The sequence below is a fragment of the Macrococcoides bohemicum genome, from assembly GCF_003259675.1.
Taxonomy (GTDB): Bacteria; Bacillota; Bacilli; order Staphylococcales; family Staphylococcaceae; genus Macrococcoides; species Macrococcoides bohemicum.
On the sequence record NZ_PZJG01000004.1, the window covers coordinates 18,198 to 39,136 of the forward strand.

At 35.3% G+C, this 20,939-nt stretch carries 19 protein-coding genes; 1 reads left to right on the forward strand and 18 read right to left on the reverse strand.

Annotated elements, in window-relative coordinates; genetic code table 11:
- Positions 1-35 precede the first annotated feature (35 nt).
- Positions 36-1,685 carry a phospho-sugar mutase gene (locus BHX94_RS07685; RefSeq protein WP_111745611.1) on the forward strand — a complete coding sequence of 550 codons (1,650 nt, stop codon included), beginning with the start codon at positions 36-38 and terminating at the stop codon, positions 1,683-1,685.
- 43 nt (positions 1,686-1,728) lie between these two features.
- On the opposite strand, the gene BHX94_RS07690 is transcribed toward BHX94_RS07685, so the two are convergent.
- The 18 genes from BHX94_RS07690 to BHX94_RS07775 all read right to left on the reverse strand — a co-directional run bounded on the left by BHX94_RS07690 (position 1,729) and on the right by BHX94_RS07775 (position 20,929).
- The gene (locus BHX94_RS07690) at positions 1,729-2,451 is read right to left on the reverse strand and encodes a hypothetical protein (protein WP_111745613.1); all 723 of its coding nucleotides are present in this window, start codon (positions 2,449-2,451) and stop codon (positions 1,729-1,731) included.
- 61 nt (positions 2,452-2,512) lie between these two features.
- Entirely contained in the window at positions 2,513-3,124 is a 612-nt protein-coding gene (gene pyrE / locus BHX94_RS07695; RefSeq protein WP_111745615.1) for an orotate phosphoribosyltransferase, read from the reverse strand.
- The gene (pyrF, locus tag BHX94_RS07700) at positions 3,114-3,815 is read right to left on the reverse strand and encodes an orotidine-5'-phosphate decarboxylase (protein ID WP_096076828.1); all 702 of its coding nucleotides are present in this window, start codon (positions 3,813-3,815) and stop codon (positions 3,114-3,116) included. The genes pyrE and pyrF overlap by 11 nt, the downstream gene beginning before the upstream one ends.
- Positions 3,816-4,742: a dihydroorotate dehydrogenase gene (locus BHX94_RS07705; protein ID WP_111745617.1), complete on the reverse strand. Its 927-nt coding sequence runs from the start codon at positions 4,740-4,742 to the stop codon at positions 3,816-3,818. It abuts the gene before it with no gap.
- Positions 4,739-5,503 (reverse strand): dihydroorotate dehydrogenase electron transfer subunit, encoded by a 765-nt coding sequence (locus BHX94_RS07710; RefSeq protein ID WP_170120808.1) that lies wholly within the window; start codon positions 5,501-5,503, stop codon positions 4,739-4,741. The genes BHX94_RS07705 and BHX94_RS07710 overlap by 4 nt, the downstream gene beginning before the upstream one ends.
- Before the next feature lie 5 nt (positions 5,504-5,508).
- The gene (gene carB / locus BHX94_RS07715) at positions 5,509-8,682 is read right to left on the reverse strand and encodes a carbamoyl-phosphate synthase large subunit (RefSeq protein WP_111745621.1); all 3,174 of its coding nucleotides are present in this window, start codon (positions 8,680-8,682) and stop codon (positions 5,509-5,511) included.
- A complete protein-coding gene (gene carA, locus BHX94_RS07720; protein WP_111745623.1) occupies positions 8,682-9,770 on the reverse strand; it encodes a glutamine-hydrolyzing carbamoyl-phosphate synthase small subunit in 1,089 nt (362 codons plus the stop codon). Before carA ends, carB begins: the two co-directional genes overlap by 1 nt.
- Positions 9,763-11,046: a dihydroorotase gene (locus BHX94_RS07725; RefSeq protein WP_111745625.1), complete on the reverse strand. Its 1,284-nt coding sequence runs from the start codon at positions 11,044-11,046 to the stop codon at positions 9,763-9,765. Before BHX94_RS07725 ends, carA begins: the two co-directional genes overlap by 8 nt.
- 64 nt (positions 11,047-11,110) lie before the next feature.
- Complete coding sequence (locus BHX94_RS07730) at positions 11,111-11,989, reverse strand: aspartate carbamoyltransferase catalytic subunit (RefSeq protein WP_111745627.1); 879 nt, start codon at positions 11,987-11,989, stop codon at positions 11,111-11,113.
- Positions 11,990-12,025: 36 nt separating this feature from the next.
- Entirely contained in the window at positions 12,026-13,342 is a 1,317-nt protein-coding gene (locus BHX94_RS07735) for a uracil-xanthine permease family protein (RefSeq protein WP_111745629.1), read from the reverse strand.
- A 111-nt stretch (positions 13,343-13,453) separates the two neighbouring features.
- Positions 13,454-13,978 (reverse strand): bifunctional pyr operon transcriptional regulator/uracil phosphoribosyltransferase PyrR, encoded by a 525-nt coding sequence (pyrR, locus tag BHX94_RS07740; protein ID WP_096076836.1) that lies wholly within the window; start codon positions 13,976-13,978, stop codon positions 13,454-13,456.
- Positions 13,979-14,140: 162 nt separating this feature from the next.
- Positions 14,141-15,046: an RluA family pseudouridine synthase gene (locus BHX94_RS07745; RefSeq protein WP_111745630.1), complete on the reverse strand. Its 906-nt coding sequence runs from the start codon at positions 15,044-15,046 to the stop codon at positions 14,141-14,143.
- A complete protein-coding gene (gene lspA / locus BHX94_RS07750) occupies positions 15,033-15,524 on the reverse strand; it encodes a signal peptidase II (protein WP_096076838.1) in 492 nt (163 codons plus the stop codon). The genes BHX94_RS07745 and lspA overlap by 14 nt, the downstream gene beginning before the upstream one ends.
- Positions 15,525-15,711: 187 nt before the next feature.
- Positions 15,712-18,459: an isoleucine--tRNA ligase gene (gene ileS, locus BHX94_RS07755; protein ID WP_096076839.1), complete on the reverse strand. Its 2,748-nt coding sequence runs from the start codon at positions 18,457-18,459 to the stop codon at positions 15,712-15,714.
- 287 nt (positions 18,460-18,746) lie between these two features.
- Positions 18,747-19,241: a DivIVA domain-containing protein gene (locus tag BHX94_RS07760; RefSeq protein WP_096076840.1), complete on the reverse strand. Its 495-nt coding sequence runs from the start codon at positions 19,239-19,241 to the stop codon at positions 18,747-18,749.
- Between the two features lie 15 nt (positions 19,242-19,256).
- Positions 19,257-20,027, reverse strand: a complete 771-nt coding sequence (locus BHX94_RS07765) for a YlmH family RNA-binding protein (protein WP_096076841.1) — start codon at positions 20,025-20,027, stop codon at positions 19,257-19,259.
- Positions 20,028-20,081: 54 nt separating this feature from the next.
- Positions 20,082-20,375 carry a YggT family protein gene (locus BHX94_RS07770; RefSeq protein WP_096076842.1) on the reverse strand — a complete coding sequence of 98 codons (294 nt, stop codon included), beginning with the start codon at positions 20,373-20,375 and terminating at the stop codon, positions 20,082-20,084.
- Positions 20,375-20,929: a cell division protein SepF gene (locus tag BHX94_RS07775; protein WP_111745632.1), complete on the reverse strand. Its 555-nt coding sequence runs from the start codon at positions 20,927-20,929 to the stop codon at positions 20,375-20,377. Before BHX94_RS07775 ends, BHX94_RS07770 begins: the two co-directional genes overlap by 1 nt.
- Positions 20,930-20,939 lie beyond the last annotated feature (10 nt).

Genomic DNA, 20,939 nt, shown 5'->3' on the forward strand with positions numbered 1-20,939 from the left:
TAAATATATGATGATTACTAAGGAGATGGAAGCACATGTCAGTTCGTGAATTATGGGAATCAAATATTGAAAACAGTTTAATTACTCAAGAAGTTTATTCAGCCACTTCTGAAGCATTGAAAGAAGATGGATATGTCGGTGCACTTGCATTCGGTACAGCAGGTATCCGTGGGAAAATCGGTCTAGGTCCTAATCGATTAAATAAGTACACAGTTCAAAAAGTTGCTACTGGGCTTGCAAAATATTTAAATGAAGTGAAAAAAGATGCTACTGTCGTTATCGCTTATGATACACGTCATTTTTCACCTGAATTTTGTGATGTGATTGCATGCGTACTTGGTAGTTATGGCGTAAAAACATTCATGTTTGACTGTTATCATACGACACCTGAACTTTCTTACTGTGTAAGACACCTTAAAACAGATGCAGGTGTGATGATTACTGCAAGTCACAATCCTCCAGAATACAACGGTATCAAGATTTATGGACCAGATGGCGGTCAATTAGCAATAGAAGGTGCTGCAAAAGTAAGTGAATTTATTGATAAGATTGATGATGTGTTCAATTTACAATCTGAAGATAAAGAAGTTTTAGTTAGCAAAGGTTTAATTGAATACGTAGAAACAAGCATCATCGAATCATATAAACAGGAAGTATTAAATTTAGTTGAAGGTATTCCATCTTCAGACTTAAAGGTTGTATTTACGAGTTTACATGGGACAAGTGTTCCAATCGTGCCTGAGATTTTAGATGCACTGAACTTCACACAATACGAAATCGTAAAAGAACAGGCTGTACCAGATGCAGATTTCTCTTCTGTAAAATCTGCAAACCCGGAAGATCACGATGCTTTTGATATGGCAATTGAGTATGCTAAAAAAAGCAACGCTGATTTACTGATTGCGACGGATCCAGATGCTGATCGAATGGGTATTGTCGCTCAAGTTGATGGACAATTCCACTATTTTAATGGTAATCAAATTGGCGCATTACTCCTAAATTATAGAATTCAATCAACACAAGACACTGAAAATCGTGCTGCAGTAAAGTCTATTGTGACAAGTGAATTAGGTAAAGTCATTGCAGAACAAAATAATGTGAAGATGTTTGATGTATTGACTGGATTTAAATTTATCGCAGAAAAAATTGCTTCTTTTGAAGCAAATAAAGATTATAATTATATCTTTGGATATGAAGAAAGTTACGGATTTATGGCTGGTCCTTTCGTACGCGATAAAGATGCCGTACAAATTGTTCCATTGATTATTAAACTTGCGAGCGAACTAAAAAATGAAGGTAAAACAATTGTAGATGCAATGAATGAGATATATGCTAAATACGGCAAGTATCAGGAAAAATTATTCTCACATACATTTGAAGGCCAAGAAGGAAAAAGCAAGATTGATACGATCATGCGTGAAAATCGACAAAATATACCTGCTGAAATTGCTGGATATAAAGTGATTAAAACTGAAGATTTCTTAGCGCAGACAAGTACAACAGCTGAAAGTATCACTCGATTAGAATTACCTCCAGCAAATGTATTAAAGTTCTACTTTGAAGAAGGATGGATTGCACTTCGCCCTTCTGGTACTGAACCTAAAATAAAATTATATGTATCAATGATTACAGATGATATTGATACAATTGCTGAAAAAATTAACAATGAGATATTTGGTAAATAAAACTTATACAAAATAAAACGAGACTGAAAAATTCAGTCTCGTTTTATTTTGTCATTGCAAATTTAAAGAAATTTAACCATTCAATATCTTTAGAAATAAAGATATAGATTACCATAATAATGATAAAAGTAATGTGCAACGGAAAAACATCCATTTTTATATTATTCATTTCACGATATGTTACAAAAAGCTTAAATGGAATTGTCATGATAATTAAGAAACGAATAATGTAAAAAAGCATCACTGTTTCTGGTGAAAAATATAAAGCGATGAGCTCAAATATGACAAATAGATTATATATAGTATAATAGCTGATCGAATCTACAAATACTTTATAGAAATTATTCGTGCGATTCAATGCTACCATTTGAATAAGAAATGTAAAAAATATTGAAACTAAGGAGAAAATTGCCCCACTTACAGTCATTCTTAGTCCTGATTCAACATTAAATTGAGTAGAATAAAATGCACCTAGTGCAAATATTAGCAGTAAATAGACGATAAAGTTCAGTGCTGCAAAGAAAAAATATTTACTGCTTTTTGGATTATCAATAATTTTATTCGGCATTGCAACTGTTCTATAAACATAGTTAAAGAAAGAGTCGATTTGATAATCAAATTCTTTAATAGGTCGTTTAACTTGCGCAATCAATTTATTTTTAGAAAATTTTTCGTTATCCTTAATTTCAGTGTCAATTCTTTTTTTCCCAGCCACAGGTGTTGGATTCTTTATAAATTTATTAATATGTCCCCATTTATCTGCCAATATTGTCACCTCATAAAAAAACTGTTTAATGTAAGTATACATTAAACAGTTTTTTTTAACATTATAAAGTGTCACGCCATTCTGTTAATCCGTCGATATCACTTGCTTCAATTTTATTCATTTCTTTTGCGACTTGAATTAACGTATCAAAATCACTTAATGTGTAATATTCATAACCACTTTCTGCTAAGCGTTCTTTACCTTTAGATAACTGATAGCTAAATATCGCAACAATTCCTAAAACTTCAGCACCATGTGCTTTTAAAGCATCAGCAGCATCTATTGCTGATCCACCAGTAGAAATTAAATCTTCTACAACAACAACTTTCTGCCCAGGTTCAACTTTCCCTTCAATCTGATTGCCTTTTCCATGTTTCTTACTTGAAGAACGTACATAGCTCATTTTTAAGTTCATCTTTTGAGAAACAAAAGCAGCATGTGGAATGCCGGCTGTTGCAGTTCCCGCTAAAACTTCGACATCACTGAAATGTTCCTCAACTAAAGTTTTTAAACCTTCAGCAATCTCGTCGCGAACTGCAGGGTAACTCATCGTTAAACGGTTATCACAATAAATCGGACTTTTAATCCCTGATGACCATGTAAATGGATCATTTGGTTGTAAAGATACTGCTCCAATTTCTAATAATGATTTCGCTATGTTTTTACTTAACATGATTTTCCCACGCTTTCTTTATTGAATAATATTTTTCTACAGGATTAACGTCTTGAGTGATTGATCTACCAACTACAATATGCGTTGAACCATTCTCTTTAGCGAATTCTGGTGTCGCTACACGCACTTGATCTCCAACAGCATCAGTCAATGTTCTGATACCTGGAGTTACTTTTAAAAAGTCTTCACCTAAAGCATCTCTTAACATTTTACTTTCATTAGCAGAACATACAACACCATCAAGCCCTGCGTCACGTGTTAATGTGGCATAATTTAATATGCATTCATCGATCGTTAGCGGTATACCTTGTTCATTTTGCATTACCGCTTCCGATGTACTTGTCAATTGCGTTACAGCTATTAATTTCGCTTCACTTCCTGCATCACGCAATCCATTCATCGCTTCCTGCATCATCTTTTTTCCGCCTGCTGCATGTACATTCACCATTTGTATATCTAGCTTTCCTAAACCTAACATGGCTTGACGCACGGTATTAGGTATATCATAAAGTTTTAAGTCTAAAAATATTTCATGGCCTTGACTACGAATCACTTTAACAATTTCCGGACCATTCTGCATAAATAATTCCATACCGACTTTCACAAATAACGGTTCATCAAATGGTTTTAAAAATGCATTTACTTCATCCATATTTTTAAAATCTAATGCAATAATCGGTTTATGAAACATTTATTTTGCCTCCAGTAATTGATGCGTTCTATTTTTTAATTCAAGAATATGGTTTACACCAAGTTTATCTAAATAATCAGGTAAACTGTTAATGATATCTATACAAACATTAGGATTCTGGAAGTTTGCTGTACCTACTGCAACAGCATCAGCACCTACAGAAATAAAGTCAATTACATCCTGTGCATCTGTAACGCCACCCATTGCGATAATTGGGAAATCAGGTAAGGCTTTACGAACCTCATAAACCATACGCATTGCTATTGGTTTAACTGCAGGTCCACTAAGTCCTCCGACAACATTTGCAATAATTGGTGCACCTGTTTTTTCATTGATACGAAGTCCAACGAGTGTATTTATCATAGTAATACCGTCAGCATATTCAGCAACAGCTACTGCCATCTCTACGATATTCGTAACGTTCGGTGATAATTTAACATATACGGGTACATGAGAGACTGCTTTTACTTTTCGTGTTAATTCAGCTGCTGTTTTTGGGTCAGTTCCGAACTGAATACCACCCTCTTTGACATTTGGACAACTGATATTCAGTTCTAATGCTTTTACGTTTGGTGACTTTGAAATCTTTTCAGCAACCTCAACATAATCTTCTTCTTTTGAACCCGCAACATTTGCTATAATCGCTGTTTCAAATTGTTCAAGCCATTTCAATTCATGTGCAATAATATGGTCAACACCAGGATTTTGTAACCCAATCGCATTAATCATACCGCTTGAAGTTTCAGCAACACGTGGCGTTGGATTACCAAAGCGCAACTCAGGTGTAGCAGCTTTTATCATTATGGCACCTAGTTCATTTAAATCATAAAAGTTCGCAAATTCTTTTCCGAATGCAAAACAGCCGCTAGCAGGCATAATCGGATTTTTTAAATCTAATCCTGGTAATTTAACATTTAATCGACTCATAGGGCTAACGCTCCTTTCTCAAATACAGGACCGTCTGTACATATTTTTACATAACCTTCTTCATTATCTGCTTTGCATACACAAGCATAACATGCACCGATACCGCATCCCATTCGTTCTTCAAGTGATACATATCCTGGCGTATCCGGTAATGCGTTTTCTATCGCTTTTATCATCACGATTGGGCCACATGTATAAAAAGTATCATAAGTCTTAGGTAATGCTTTAATAACATCAGTGACAAATCCTTGAGTACCAAAAGAACCATCAACAGTCGCGATATGTGTTTCACCTAAAGTACTAAACTGCTCCAGGTAAAATATATCTTCTTTTGATTGGAAACCTAATATATGAATTGTATTAACGCCACGCGCATTCAATTGTTTCGATAATTCATATAAAGGAGGAACACCTATTCCTCCGCCGATAAGTAATGCAGTATTTCCTGCTGCGTCTACCGGGAATCCATGTCCCAGTGGTGCCAGAATATCAACAGTATCACCTTGTTTTAATTGTGATAATACTTTAGTACCCTTACCATCTGCACGATATAAACAGGTTAATGTATGTTTAGATTGATCAACTTCGCAAATAGAAATGGGACGACGTAGCATAAACTCAGAAGAATTCCCTACTCTAATATGAACAAACTGTCCAGGTGTTGTCATTTCTTTCGTAATTTGACCTTCAAGTACAATTTCATAAATATTTTTTGCGATGCTTTGTTGACTTACGACTCTCATTTCTTCCTGCATAGTGATCCCTCCTACATTTGATTCATATTAAATGTCATACTCTCAATCACTTCAATTAATGCACGTGCAGTATCTAATGATGTTAAGCAAGGTACACCATTATCAACAGAATCACGTCTAATCTGGAAGCCATCACGTTCAGTTTGCTTACCATTTGTCATTGTGTTAATAACAATTTGAACATGTCCATCACGAATAACATCTAATAAGTTAAATTCTGTACCTATCTTACTTACTTCTACCGCCGGAATATTATTCTCTTTTAATAGTTTAGCAGTACCACGCGTTGCCATAATACGGTAGCCAATTTCATGTAATCGTTTTACAAGTCCCAGCGCTTCCTGTTTGTCTTTATCTGCTACAGTGATTAACGCTGTACCATGATCTTTTACCTGCAATCCACTTGCTACTAGCCCTTTGTATAATGCTTTTTCAAGCGTTTTATCTTTCCCCATAACTTCACCTGTTGATTTCATCTCTGGTCCTAATGTAATATCAACATTTTTAAGTTTTGAGAAACTGAATACAGGTGCTTTTACGAATACGCCATCTTTGAATGGTACTAAACCTTCTTTGTAACCTTTATCCAGTAATGACTCTCCTAAAATACCTTTCATCGCGATATTCGCCATCGGAACATCTGTAATCTTACTTAAGAATGGAACTGTACGAGATGCACGTGGGTTTACTTCTAATACATAAACTTCTTCATCCGCAATAACAAATTGTATGTTTAATAATCCTACGATTTCTAAACCATGCGCTAAGCGTGTTGTGTAGTCTACTAACGTATCGATTTGTTTTTCAGTTAATGTTTGTGGTGGGTAAACTGCGATTGAGTCACCAGAGTGAACCCCAGCACGTTCAATATGTTCCATAATACCTGGAATCACCACTGTCTTACCATCACAGATTGCATCTACTTCAATTTCTTTACCTGTTAAGTAACGGTCAATTAATACCGGATGTTCTGGACTTGCTTTAACTGCTCTATTCATATAATCCACAAGTTCTGGCTCATTATATACGATTTCCATCGCGCGACCACCTAATACGTATGATGGACGAACAAGTACCGGATAACCGATAAAGTTAGCGTTATCTACCGCTTCTTCTACAGACGTTGCTGTTTTTCCTAATGGTTGAGGAATTTCAATTCTTTGCATTAACGCTTCAAATTCTTTACGGTCTTCAGCACGATCTAAGTTTTCTAAAGAAGTCCCTAATACTTTTACACCATATTTCGTTAATTTCTCTGCTAAGTTGATTGCAGTTTGTCCACCGAACTGAACGACTACACCTTCAGGTTTTTCAAGGTTAATAATGTTCATAACATCTTCTTCAGTTAAAGGTTCAAAGTATAATTTATCTGAGATAGAGAAGTCCGTTGACACAGTTTCAGGGTTATTGTTAATGATAATTGCTTCATAACCCATTTCACGAATTGCCCATACAGCATGCACTGTCGCATAATCAAATTCTACCCCTTGACCGATACGAATAGGTCCAGATCCTAATACGATGACTTTCTTCTTGTCACTTACAATAGATTCATTTTCATTTTCATAAGTACCATAGAAGTATGGTGTATTAGATTCAAATTCTGATGCACATGTATCAACCATCTTAAATACTGGATTGATGTTATTTGCTTGTCTTAAATCATAGATTTCACGTTCAGTCATATTCCAGCGATGTGCAATAACACGGTCGCTAAAGCCATATTTTTTTGCCCATTCTAAACGATCAATATCGCCAATATGTCCCTTTAGGTCATGCTCAATATCGATAATATGTTGGAATTTATTTAAGAAGAAGTAATCAATCTTCGTCCATTCATGAATATCATCTAAAGAAATTCCACGACGAATTGCTTCACCAATAAAGAATAAACGCTCATCATCTTGTTCTTTAATACGTTTTTCAATGAAATCCAATTCGAAATTTTCACCGTTAGGTAATCCTAAATGGTGTACGCCATATTCTAAAGAACGAATTGCCTTTAATAATGACTCTTCGTAAGTACGTCCGATTGCCATGACTTCCCCAGTTGCTTTCATTTGGGTTCCTAATACACGTTCACCTTTTTCAAATTTATCGAATGGGAAACGCGGAATCTTAGATACAACATAGTCAAGCGCTGGTTCGAATGCCGCATAGCTCGTACCTGTTACCGGATTTAACATTTCATCTAATGTTAGACCGACCGCTATCTTCGCTGCCAGCTTTGCGATTGGATATCCTGTTGCTTTCGAAGCTAATGCTGATGAACGTGATACACGTGGATTAACTTCGATAATATAATAATTAAATGAATGTGGATCTAATGCTAACTGTACGTTACATCCACCTTCAATTTTTAACGCACGAATGATTCTTAATGATACATCACGTAACATGTGATATTCTTTATCACTTAATGTTTGTGAAGGTGCAACTACGATTGAATCACCCGTATGAATACCCACCGGATCAATATTTTCCATATTACAAACTACAATTGCATTATCATTTGAGTCTCTCATCACTTCATACTCAATTTCTTTATAACCTGCGATTGATTTTTCAATTAAACATTGTGTTACTGGTGAATATTTTAAACCATTCGTTACGATTTCAATTAATTCTCTCTCATCGTGACAAATACCCCCACCTGTACCACCCATCGTAAATGCCGGGCGTACAATTACTGGGTAACCAATTTCATTTGCAAAATTAACTGCTTGTTCAACCGTATTAACGATATCACTTTCAGGTACCGGCACATCTAATTCGTACATTAAGCTTCTGAATAAGTCTCTATCTTCTGCCTGGTTGATAGAGGATAATTCTGTACCTAATAGTTTAACGTTGTTTTCTTTTAAGATACCCGCTTCTTCTAATTGAACAGCCATATTTAACCCTGTTTGACCACCTAATGTTGGCAGTAAAGCATCTGGTTGTTCTTTACGAATGATACGCGCAACGAAATCTAATGTTAATGGTTCGATATAAACTTTATCTGCAATTTCTGTATCTGACATGATGGTTGCTGGATTTGAGTTCACAAGAATAACTTTGTATCCTTCTTCTTTTAAGGCAAGACATGCTTGTGTACCGGCGTAGTCAAATTCTGCTGCTTGACCGATAATAATTGGACCTGATCCAATCACTAGAATTGTTTTAATATCATTACGTTTAGGCATTATTTTGTACGCTCCTTAAAGTTAGTCATTAAATCGATAAATTCATCAAATAAATAGTTTGGATCATGTGGCCCTGGAGATGCTTCAGGGTGATATTGTACCGAAAATGCTGGTACCGTTTTATGTTTAACACCTTCAACAGTGCCATCGTTTAAAGCGATATGCGTAATTTCTAGATCTGTATTTGTAATAGAATCAGCATCAACTGCATAACCATGGTTTTGAGACGTTATTTCAATCTTACCCGTTGCTAAATTTTTAACAGGATGATTCGCTCCTCGGTGACCGAATTTTAATTTGAAAGTCGTTGCGCCACACGCTAAGCTGAATAATTGATGTCCTAAACAAATACCGAAGAATGGCACTTTTCCTAAAATTCCTTTAATCATTTCAATTCCTTCAGTCACAACTTCTGGATTACCTGGCCCGTTTGAAAGCATTACCCCATCCGGTTGTACACGTAAGATTTCTTCAGCAGTTGTAGTATAAGGCATTACAGTAACGTCACAGCCACGTAAGTTTAATTCTCGAACGATATTTTCTTTTTTACCAAAGTCGATTAGTACAACACGTAAGTCACTACCTGTTGAGATGTATGGTGTTTTTGTAGAGACTTGTGCGACTTCATCTGTAGGTAACTCAGTTGTTTTTAACGAAGCAATCGTTTCATCAACTTTAGAAGCATCATTGATTAGCGCTGCACGTAAGACACCATACTGTCTAATGATTCGAGTTAATTGACGTGTATCAACACCGTCAATACCAGGCACATCATAACTTTTTAATGTTTCATCAAGGCTTGCAGTATTTCTAAAGTTACTTGGAAAATCACATAATTCACGAATAACCATCGCCTTTAATGATGGATTTAATGTTTCAAAGTCATCTCTGTTAATACCATAGTTACCGATTAATGGATAAGTGAAAGTGATGATTTGTCCAGTATAAGATGGATCAGACAATGTTTCCTGATAACCTGTCATCGCAGTGTTAAATACGATTTCTCCAACTACTTCTTTATCGCTACCAAATGCATAGCCATTAAAAACTGTACCGTCTTCTAATACTAAATATTTTTTATTACGCATGGTGTGCCCCCTCATAAGCTAATTGTCCTTCTACAAATGTCTTCGTTACGTTACCGAATACTTTTTCACCGATAAATGGTGTGTTACTTGATTTTGACAAGAAATCTTCAGCTTTTATTTCATACGCTTCATCTAAGTCAATAACAGTAATATCTGCGATAGCGTCAACTTCTAATGGTTTGCCATATGGTAAGTTAAATACTTCACCAGGTTTTACTGCTAAATAATCAATCAATTGCTGTAAAGTCCAGTCTCCATTTTTAACGAACTTTGTATATAGTAATGGGAATGCTGTTTCGCTACCAACGATACCAAAAGGTGATTTCGTCATCGGTTGTGCTTTTTCATCAGCAGCGTGTGGTGCATGATCTGTTGCGATAAAATCAATCGTGCCATCTAATAACGCTTCAATTAACGCTTCCTGATCTTCTTTTGCACGTAACGGCGGGTTCATTTTAAGAATCGCGTCATCTTTTGTGATTACTTCTTCATTCAATAATAAGTGATGTGGCGTAACTTCTGCAGTGACTTTAATGCCTGCACGTTTCGCATCACGAATGACTCGAACACTTTCTTTACTTGACACGTGACATACATGGTAGTGACAATCCGCTGCTTCAGCAAGTAACACGTCACGAGCAATTTGAACCGCTTCACAAATTGATGGGATACCCGGAATATTTAATGCTTTGCTCACTTTACCTTCATGCATCGCACCGCTATAAATCAGTGAATTATCTTCACAATGTGCAACAATTGCCATATCAAGTGCTGCTGCTTGTTGCATCGCTTCATACATTACTGACGCAGTTTGTACGCCGACACCATCATCTGTAAAAGCGAATGCCCCATGCTCTTTTAGTGCTGTAAAATCAACAAGTTCTTCACCTTTTTGTCGCACAGAGATAGAAGCATATGGTAATACACGAACTTTCGCATTCTTTTCAATTGAAGCGTTTAATGCCTCCAGGTTTTCTACTGAATCTGGTACAGGACGCGTATTTGGCATCGGGCATACAGTTGTGAATCCCCCACGTGCTGCAGCTTTTGTACCTGTTTCAATCGTTTCTTTATGTTCGCCACCTGGTTCACGTAAATGAACGTGCACATCGACAAAACCTTGAGATACAAACTGTCCGTTTAAATCGATAATTTTTGAATCGTAGACATTTAATTTTTCACCGATTTCAGTAATCTTTCCATCCTTAATTCTAATATCTCGTTCTATTAATTCACCATTAATTAATATTTTGCCGCCTCTAAGTAATGTTGACATAGTATGCACTCCTTAAAATATGATTTATGTTTATTTTACAATTTTCTAATTTTTATTACCTGTTTTACTGATTTCCTTCAATGACTTGAGATAATATACTCATGCGAGTATATACACCATTCTCCATTTGTTTAAAGATTCTCGCTTTCGGCGCTTCTACTAGTTCACTTGCTATTTCAACATCGCGATTAACAGGTGCAGGATGTAATATAATTGCATTATCTTTTAACTTATCATAACGCGCTTGATTAAGACCAAAACTGTTATTATATTCTTCTTTCGTAAACGATGATGCTTTATCATGACGTTCATGTTGTACGCGCAGTAACATACAAACATCCACTTCCTCTATCACATCATCAATATTAACGTATTCAGCAGGTATTGAGTTATCAATCCAGGCATCTGGAGCCACAAACTTAACCTCTGCACCTAAACGAGTTAAAGCATCGAAGTTACTTCGTGCAACACGTGAGTTCAAGATATCTCCGCAAATCACTACTTTTAAACCATCGAACTTTCCGAACTCTTCATAAATCGTCATCAAATCTAATAAACATTGCGTTGGATGCTGTCCTGACCCGTCACCACCATTAACAATTGGTATATTTAATCCATCTAACTGTTTATAGTAATCATTCTCTGGATGACGGATGACTAAAACGTTACATCCGATGCTTTCCATTGTTTTGCACGTATCATAAAGACTTTCACCTTTTGTTACTGACGAAGTACCAGTTTCAAATGGTATCACTTGCATACCTAATTTACGTTCTGCCACTTCGAATGAACATTTTGTACGTGTAGAGTTTTCAAAAAACAGGTTTGCTGCATAAATTTCTGAAAAATTTGCGACATTTCCATTTTTAATTTCGATTGCACGTTGAATCGTAGTCATGATTGCTTCGTTAGATAAATCTGTGATCGAGTGTAAATGTCTCAAAGTAAATAGCCCCTTTTTATTTTATTGTAATTTTTTTTAGTAATCTTCATGTGTTTTTGATTCAGGCAAGATAGCGTTTAAAATAATACCTGCAAGTGCTGCTAACGCCATACCTTCAATATTTAAATGAATTTGATTCACCGTTAAATCAATATGGGCTTTACCAATCCCTAAAACTAAAATGACAGAAGCGATGACTAAGTTTCGCTTATCGCCAAAATCCACTTTCGATTCAACGAGCATACGTAAACCACTTGAAGCGATAATACCGAATAACAGGATTGACACACCACCCATTACTGGAGTGGGAATACTTGATACAAGCGCTGTAAATTTACCTACAAATCCTAAGATAAGTGCAAGGACTGCTGCACCACCGATCACCCATATACTATATATTCTTGTAATAGCAAGAACGCCAATGTTTTCACCATAAGTTGTACTTGGTGGTCCACCAATCAGTGAAGCGACCATGGTTGAAATTCCATCACCCATTAAACTTCGGTGTAATCCAGGATTTTTAAAGAAGTTACGACCTACAATTTTATTAATAACGATTTGATGACCAATATGCTCACTAACCGTTACGAATACGATTGGTAACATAATCATTATCAATACCCAATCAAACTGTGGTTCATAATTAACATATGGTAAATATACTTTAGGGGCTTCAAACCATTGTGCTTTTTCTATACCTGTGAAATCTACAACGCCTAAAATTATCGATGTAATATATCCAACGATTATTCCAATAAGGACTGGAATAATTGATAAGAATCCTTTTACTGCCACAGAAAAAATAATTACTGTTAGCAGTGTAATCAATGCAATACTTAAATATGTAAGGTTATAGCCCTTCATTGCGCCACTATCTGTATACATCGCCATATTAACTGCTACTGGTGCTAACCCTAAACCAATGACCATAATAACTGGCCCAACTACAACCGGTGGTAAAAGCTTAAGTAACCAATTGACACCAACCATTTTGATTATCAATCCGATGATGACATACATTAAACCACTCATGAAAAGTGCCATTAACATTTCACCCATCTCATGGGTTTTCAGACCCACGATAATTGGTGTGATGAATGCGAAACTTGAGCCTAAATATGCAGGAATTTTTCCTTTTGTAATTAATATATAGAGTAACGTACCTAGACCAGACGCAATTAACGCAGCTGATACAGGTAATCCTGTTAAATAAGGTACTAATACTGTTGCACCAAACATTGCAAATAAATGTTGCGAACTCAATAAGAACCATTGACTTGTTTTCGGTTTTTCGTTTACATCGAGTACAGGTTCAACAGTTCTTTCGTAAATTTCTTCATTTGTAGAATTCATAATTTCCTCCCTTTTTTTCAATAAAAAAAGTCTCTTTGCACATGCAAAGAGACTTAAGTGTCTATTACTCACTTAAACCCTTTGCAGGTGTCTCGCACCAACTTAAAAGAGTTATTTAATATAAACTTGTGTTCGTTCATCGACTTCATCTAATAAGACTATGACTTCTTCTGAAGTTGCCGTTGGAATGTTTTTACCGATAAAATCAGCGCGAATTGGCAATTCACGATGTCCTCTGTCTACAAGCGTTGCCAGACTGATGCGTTTTGGACGCACATGATCTAATATCGCATCAAGTGAAGCACGTACTGTTCTACCTGTGAAAAGAACATCATCAACAATCACAACATGTTGATTGTTCATATCAGTATCAATCTCATAAGCTATAACATCTGAACTGATGCGATCAGTCTTATCATCACGATAATTTGTTACATCTAAAATACCTGTAGGTACTTTAACACCATCGATGCGTTCAATTTTTGACTGAATACGGTTAGCAAGATAAATGCCACGTGTACGAATACCGAGTAGTACTAGATTATCTGCGCCTTTATTATTTTCAAGAATTTCATGCGCAATACGTGTTAACGTACGGTCAACCGCTTTATCATCCAGCACGATTCTTTTATCCACATTAATTCCCTCCTCAAAAAATCCTCACGTCAAATAGACGTGAGGATTCCTCGACGCCTTTTAAGCCTCTCTGGACTTAATTAAAAGCATTAACGTGTGATTTATTACATTTAATAATAACACTATTAATTTCAATGTCAATCGTCATAGAAAAATTACATTTTATTTTCTAAGTTTCGTTAAAATTTCCTCAAAATATTCTGGAATTGGCGCTGTACGTTCAATGTATTCACCAGTAACTGGATGTTCAAATCCTATTACACCTGCATGCAACGCTTGTCCATCAATATCCATCGTTTTCTTCGGTCCATATTTAGGGTCGCCAACTAATGGGAAACCAATGTGCTTCATATGTACACGAATTTGGTGTGTTCGTCCAGTTTCTAATACACATTCTACTAAAGTATATTTATCAAATGTTTCGATTACATTAAAATGTGTGACTGCCTGCTTACCATTATCTACAATTGCCATTTCCTGACGATCACGCACATTACGCCCAATCGGTGCATCAATTGTACCAAATTCATGTGGAATGACACCGTGTACTAGTGCAGTATATTTACGCGTTACAGACTTATTAACCAATTGTTCTACAAGTCCGCGATGTGCGATATCGTTTTTAGCAATCATAAGTAATCCAGATGTATCCTTATCGATACGATGAACGATACCCGGACGGATTTCGCCGTTAATGCCTGATAAATCTTTAATCGCATACATCAATCCATTTACTAAAGTACCATTCGGATGACCAGGCGCCGGATGCACTACCATACCTTTTGGTTTATAGACAATTGCAACATCTTTATCTTCATAGTAAATTTCAATACCTAAGTCTTCAGCTTGCAAATCAATTTCCTCTACAGGTTTTTCAGTTACAACGATTTCATCCTCCAAGCGAAGTTTATAGTTCGCTTTTACTGGTTTTCCGTTAACGATTACTAAATCTAGTTTGATCCAGTCCTGAATTTGGTTACGAGACCAATCTTCATTCATATCTGTCAAGTAGCGATCTATTCTTGTTCCTACTTCTTCTTCTTCAATTAAAAAATTATATGTTTCCATTACTTTTCTCCTCTTTTTGGTTAAATAACATGTCATAGAGTAAGACAATAACACCAATTGTTAAACAGCTATCAGCTAAATTAAAAATCGGGAAATCATAATTGATAATCTTCGTATCAATAAAATCTACAACATTTCCACGTATTAGACGATCAATAAAATTACCGATAGCACCAGCAAAAATTAAAGTTAAGCCAAGCTGCATCAACGGATTAAACATTGCTTCTTTATAATAAAAGAAAGCAATCGCTACTAACACGATAACTGTAATAATATAAAAGAAAGTCATTTGATTTTGTAACATACCCCATGCAGCACCATAGTTTCTATGTGATGTAATTTCTAAAATATCACCGATTATAGAAATACTGTCACCGATCTTCATTGTTTTAACAATAATATATTTCGTTATCTGATCCATCGCGATTAAAAATATCGCTAAAATAGACATCAATGTTAGGTTATATCGCTTGTTCATAATTTCACTCCAATCTTTAGTATTTTAACACATTTTTATGGGTAAGTCTGTTTTTGTTTTTGAAACACAATATTAGTTCACATAATATAATTACATTATATAATTATATGGTTACGAAATACCTTAATGACATTGATAATTAAAAATCCCGAACGCACTCACAATAGTACGCTCGGGATTTACTATATTATTTACTTTCTAAAACACTTAAACATCTTGGACATACATGTGGAAAATCGTGATCTTCTGCTGTAATTTCAGTTGAGTAATTCCAGCATCTTTCACATTTTTCACCGTCAGCACGTTCTACTAATACGTTTAAGTTTGTATATTGCGACCCAATTGCACTATCACTTACTTTTGCCTGAGAAACGATAAACAATTGATTTAAGTTATCAAATGATTGAAGTAATGCTAAATCATCAGCATTTTCAGTAAATACAGTAACTTTTGCTTCTAAAGGTTTTCCGATTACTTTTTCATTACGTAAGTTTTCGATACCTTTTAGCACATCATCACGAAGTTCCAGGAATCTAGACCATTTCTCGATTAATGCATGATCCACATCATGAACTGCAGGCATATCCGTTAAATGAACACTTTCTTCAGTAACATGTGGTGTGTGACTCCAGATTTCTTCTGCTGTATGCGGAATAATTGGCGCTAAAACTTTCGTTAACGAAGTTAATACTTCATATACAACAGTCTGCATGCTACGACGAACATGACTATCTGCTGCTTCGATGTAAAGAATATCTTTACCATAATCTAAGTAGAAGTTACTTAATTCTACATTGATAAAGTTTTGTAATTCCTGATAAATATCAAGATAGTCATTATTTTCATAATGATTATGTGCTTTGTTAACGAAATTATACAATTTGTTTAACATAAACTGATCGATTTCTTTTAAATCTTCATAAGCAACTGCATCTGTTTCAGGATTGAAATCATTCACATTACCTAATAAGAATTTAAATGTATTACGGATTTTACGGTATACTTCAGAAACTTGTTTTAAAATGTCGTCAGAGATACGTACGTCTGCTAAGTAATCTACAGACATTACCCATAGACGAATGATATCTGCACCCATTTGTTTTACAACTTTTTCAGGCAGAATTGTATTTCCTAATGATTTACTCATCTTACGGCCTTGTCCGTCCATTACGAAACCATGAGATAATAATTTCTTATATGGTGACATGCCGCGTGTAGCAACTGCAGTAGTAATTGATGAGTTGAACCATCCACGATACTGGTCACTGCCTTCAAAATACATATCGGCTGGGAATGTTAATTCAGGTCTTGCTTCTAACACACCACGGTGACTTGAACCTGAATCAAACCATACGTCCATAATGTCTGTTTCTTTTGTGAATTTGCCATTAGGACTTCCAGGATGTGTAAATCCTTCAGGTAATAAATCATTTGCGTCTCTTTCATACCAAACATTAGAACCGTGTTCTTCAAATAGTGTTGCAACATGTTCAATTACCGCTTCATCCATGATAATGTCACCATTCTCTGCATAGAATACAGGTAAAGGCACACCCCAAACACGTTGACGTGAAATTACCCAGTCTCCTCGGTCACGAATCATATTATAAATACGTGTTTTACCCCATTCAACTTTAAATTCAGTCTCATCGATAGCATTTAAGATATCCTGACGCACTTTATTAATTGACGTAAACCACTGTGGTGTTGCACGGAAGATTACAGGTTTTTTAGTTCGCCAGTCATGAGGATATGAATGCGTGAAGAAATCTAATTTTAATAATGCGCCAACTTCTTTTAAACGCTCAGTGATAACTGGATTCGCTTTATCATAGAATAATCCTTCAAATTCTCCAGCTTCTTTTGTAAATACCCCTTTATCATCAACTGGTGAAATAACCGGTAAGTCATATTTTTGTCCAACGATAAAGTCATCTTCACCATGACCAGGTGCAGTGTGAACACAGCCAGTCCCGGCATCTGTAGTAACGTGATCACCTAAGATGATGATTGATTTTCTCTCTTCAATTAAAGGATGCTGTGTTTCAATCAATTCTAATTCTGAACCTTTAAATTCTTTTTCGAGTACAACACTTTCTTTATCCCAGCCGATTGCTTCACACACGTTATCAAGCAATGCTTGCGCAACGATATAAGCGTTACCATCAATCACTACTTGTACATACGTTAACTCTGGATTTAAAGAGATTGCAACGTTAGCAGGGATTGTCCAAGGCGTAGTTGTCCAGATTACAAATTTAACACCATCGTCAACGATGCCACGTCCATCAACTGTATCAAATGCAACATAAATAGAGGCAGATTTTTTATCCTGATATTCAATCTCAGCTTCCGCTAATGATGATTCACTAGATGGAGACCAGTAAACTGGCTTCTTACCTTTATAGATATAACCCTTTTTAGCCATTTCTCCGAAAAGTCTAATTTGTTCTGCTTCAAATTTTTCCTGTAATGTAATGTAAGGATGTTCCCAGTCACCATTTACGCCAAGACGTTTGAAGTCTGCTTTTTGTAATTCAACTTGTTCTAATGCATACTTACGACATAATTCGCGGAATTCAGCAGTAGACATTTCCTTACGATTGACACCCTTTTTAGTTAAAGCTTGTTCAATCGGTAAACCATGCGTATCCCAACCAGGAACATAAGGCGTATAAAAACCATTCATTGCTTTATAACGCGTGATGAAGTCTTTAATAATTTTATTTAATGCATGTCCCATATGAATCTGTCCATTCGCGTACGGTGGGCCATCATGTAAAATATATGGTGTTTTACCTTCATTTTTCTTTAATAATTTTTCATATAAATTTTTTTCATCCCAGCTACTTTGAATTTGAGGTTCCTTGTTAGGTAATCCTCCACGCATTGGAAAATCTGTTTTCGGCATTAATAATGTGTCTTTATAATCCATTTAATATTCCTCCTGAATAATAAAAAAACACTTAAGCTGATTTCTTCAGGACGAACGAATCCGCGGTACCACCTGAATTAACTCAACTTAAGAGTTCTCTTTAATATATTGAATTGAATATAGACTGATCTTATCTATTTATCGATGATTAGGCTCCCACTCACCCTAATTCGCTGTGCATGTCATCAATAGATACGGTTCTATATGATTATTTTGATTATTCTTTATACTATCACGTTTTTATTCATTTGATAAGTAAAAATAAATAATAAATAAAATTTCTTAAATTATTCTTCTTCTAATGGTTTCATTTCTAAATCATAATTTAATAAATGATCCCAGTCTTCACTCTTCAACAAATCTAACTGTGCTTCAACCAGCATTTTAAAACGAGCTCTAAAGATTTTTGACTGACGTTTCATATCTTCAGTCTGAAAAGCAATTTCTCTCGCTTGCTGCATCGCATCTTTCTTTATGAGTTCTCCGTGATTCTTTGCATCCTGGATAATTACATCAGCCTGCATACCAGCACTTGCTTTAATTTCATCTCCTGCTTTTTGTGCGACGATTAAAGCTTCTGAAATTGTATTTTCAACATTTTTAAATCTCGTTATATTTTCATCTTTATCAGCGATTAATTGCTCTAACATCTTTTTTTCTCGACGCATTGTTTCAAGTTCATCACTTAAAGCTTTCAAATAATCTCTAACTTCATTTTCATTTAAACCTTTATGCACTATATTAAATGATTTATTTTGAATTTCTTCCGGACTAAATTTCATAACGTCACCTCATATTTATTTAAACATCGTACCATAAGTTATACGAATCTTATCCTTCTTCGTACGATCTCCGATTGCTTCTATTCTACCACGACCATATCCTTTTATTGAAATCAAATCATTCGTTTCAACATTGAAACTTGTCTTGTCAATAACAACATGATTCACTTTTACGTGCTCAGCTTCAATATGTTTTTGTGCGATACTGCGTGATTTATTAATCATTAAAGCAACAATATTATCAAGACGTAAACTAGAAACTGTTGATTGGTGTGAAGAAAATGGTTCGGAAGTATCTATCGTTGCTTCTCTATCAATTTCAAACAACTTAATACTTGAACCTTTTAATTTCGTTAAATTCTGAAATACAAAGTCTTTTAAATGTGATGCAATTACAAACTGAATCTTTTCTCCGACGAGTATATCACCTAATAAATCACGTTTGAAACCGATAGACATAAGTGCACCTAACACATTACGATGTGTTAATGTTACAAATTTATCAGCATATTTAATTTCGATTATGGATAACTCAAAATCCTCGTGACTTACTTGGTGATATTCAGGATAAATTAATGCGCGCATACGCTCACGCTCACCACGTCCGCCATAAAATGATACATTCAGTTCCGTTCGATTAACAAGTGTCGTTAAAATAAACTGCTGACGTGGATCCAGAAAATGTGTTAGAACAGGTGAATACTGAGATTCAGCACGTTCTACTAAACTTTCTAAATACTTTACAATCTCTATTTCTTCATTTCTAAAATGCTGATATAAATTCATAATATCCTCTTTTACTTTGACATGAAAAAAATCTCATAGCAATGAGATTTTTCTCTAAATTAAATTAGGCAATACATTGTTATATATAGCAATGAGTCCATACTTAAAGAAGTTCAGGAAAATCAAAGCTGCTATGCTTGAAATATCAAACATTCCAATCGGAGGAATCATACGTCTGAACGGTTCTAAAAATGGTTCATAAATTTTGCCCATCCATTCACCAATTACAGATTCTCTTAATCCTGGAACCCAGGACATAAAGAAATAAATTATCATACCAATTGTATAAATATCGACGGCTCTAATAATAAAATATAATATAGTTGCTGCTATTTCGTATGTACTCATTAAAACTCCTCATGTTCATTATATTCTTCTGGTGCTTCTAACATTTCAGTAATTGATCCAGCTACTTCAACATTATCAGGTGTACATAAAAAGATGTCTGCACCGATACGCTGAATATCTCCACCAATCGCATATACAGTTCCACTTAAAAAATCTATAATACGTTTTGCAGAGATTTTATCAATGCGTTGTAAGTTAACAAGTGTCGCACGTCTGTTTTTAAGTTCATCTGCAATATCCTGCGTATCACTGAATACACGTGGTTCAAATAGACACACTTTAGAAATGCTAGAAGTTGGTTGTTCATGCATGTTAACAACATTATTTTGACTCACTTTGCGCTCATTCACTTTCACTTTAGATTTTACTGGTTCAGGTTTCGTGCGATACACAGTTTCTTGTTTGACAATCTTTTTATCTGCTTTATCATTACTTGCCTGAATTTTTTCTCTTTCAACTGATTCTACAGCTTTTTTCGGTGTATTGTCTTCATATACGACTTCTTCTTCATCTTCATAAACGAAGAATCCTTTAAATACATCTTTAATGGCCATAAATTCCCTC

Bases quoted from the DNA above. Each gene is read 5' to 3' on its own strand.
- BHX94_RS07685 (WP_111745611.1), top strand. From the start codon at position 36: ATGTCAGTTCGTGAATTATGGGAATCAAATATTGAAAACAGTTTAATT.
- pyrE (WP_111745615.1), bottom strand. From the start codon at position 3,124: ATGTTAAGTAAAAACATAGCGAAATCATTATTAGAAATTGGAGCAGTA.
- pyrF (WP_096076828.1), bottom strand. From the start codon at position 3,815: ATGTTTCATAAACCGATTATTGCATTAGATTTTAAAAATATGGATGAA.
- BHX94_RS07705 (WP_111745617.1), bottom strand. From the start codon at position 4,742: ATGAGTCGATTAAATGTTAAATTACCAGGATTAGATTTAAAAAATCCG.
- carB (WP_111745621.1), bottom strand. From the start codon at position 8,682: ATGCCTAAACGTAATGATATTAAAACAATTCTAGTGATTGGATCAGGT.
- carA (WP_111745623.1), bottom strand. From the start codon at position 9,770: ATGCGTAATAAAAAATATTTAGTATTAGAAGACGGTACAGTTTTTAAT.
- BHX94_RS07725 (WP_111745625.1), bottom strand. From the start codon at position 11,046: ATGTCAACATTACTTAGAGGCGGCAAAATATTAATTAATGGTGAATTA.
- BHX94_RS07735 (WP_111745629.1), bottom strand. From the start codon at position 13,342: ATGAATTCTACAAATGAAGAAATTTACGAAAGAACTGTTGAACCTGTA.
- BHX94_RS07745 (WP_111745630.1), bottom strand. From the start codon at position 15,046: ATGGAAACATATAATTTTTTAATTGAAGAAGAAGAAGTAGGAACAAGA.
- lspA (WP_096076838.1), bottom strand. From the start codon at position 15,524: ATGAACAAGCGATATAACCTAACATTGATGTCTATTTTAGCGATATTT.
- ileS (WP_096076839.1), bottom strand. From the start codon at position 18,459: ATGGATTATAAAGACACATTATTAATGCCGAAAACAGATTTTCCAATG.
- BHX94_RS07760 (WP_096076840.1), bottom strand. From the start codon at position 19,241: ATGAAATTTAGTCCGGAAGAAATTCAAAATAAATCATTTAATATAGTG.
- BHX94_RS07765 (WP_096076841.1), bottom strand. From the start codon at position 20,027: ATGAATTTATATCAGCATTTTAGAAATGAAGAAATAGAGATTGTAAAG.
- BHX94_RS07770 (WP_096076842.1), bottom strand. From the start codon at position 20,375: ATGAGTACATACGAAATAGCAGCAACTATATTATATTTTATTATTAGA.
- BHX94_RS07775 (WP_111745632.1), bottom strand. From the start codon at position 20,929: ATGGCCATTAAAGATGTATTTAAAGGATTCTTCGTTTATGAAGATGAA.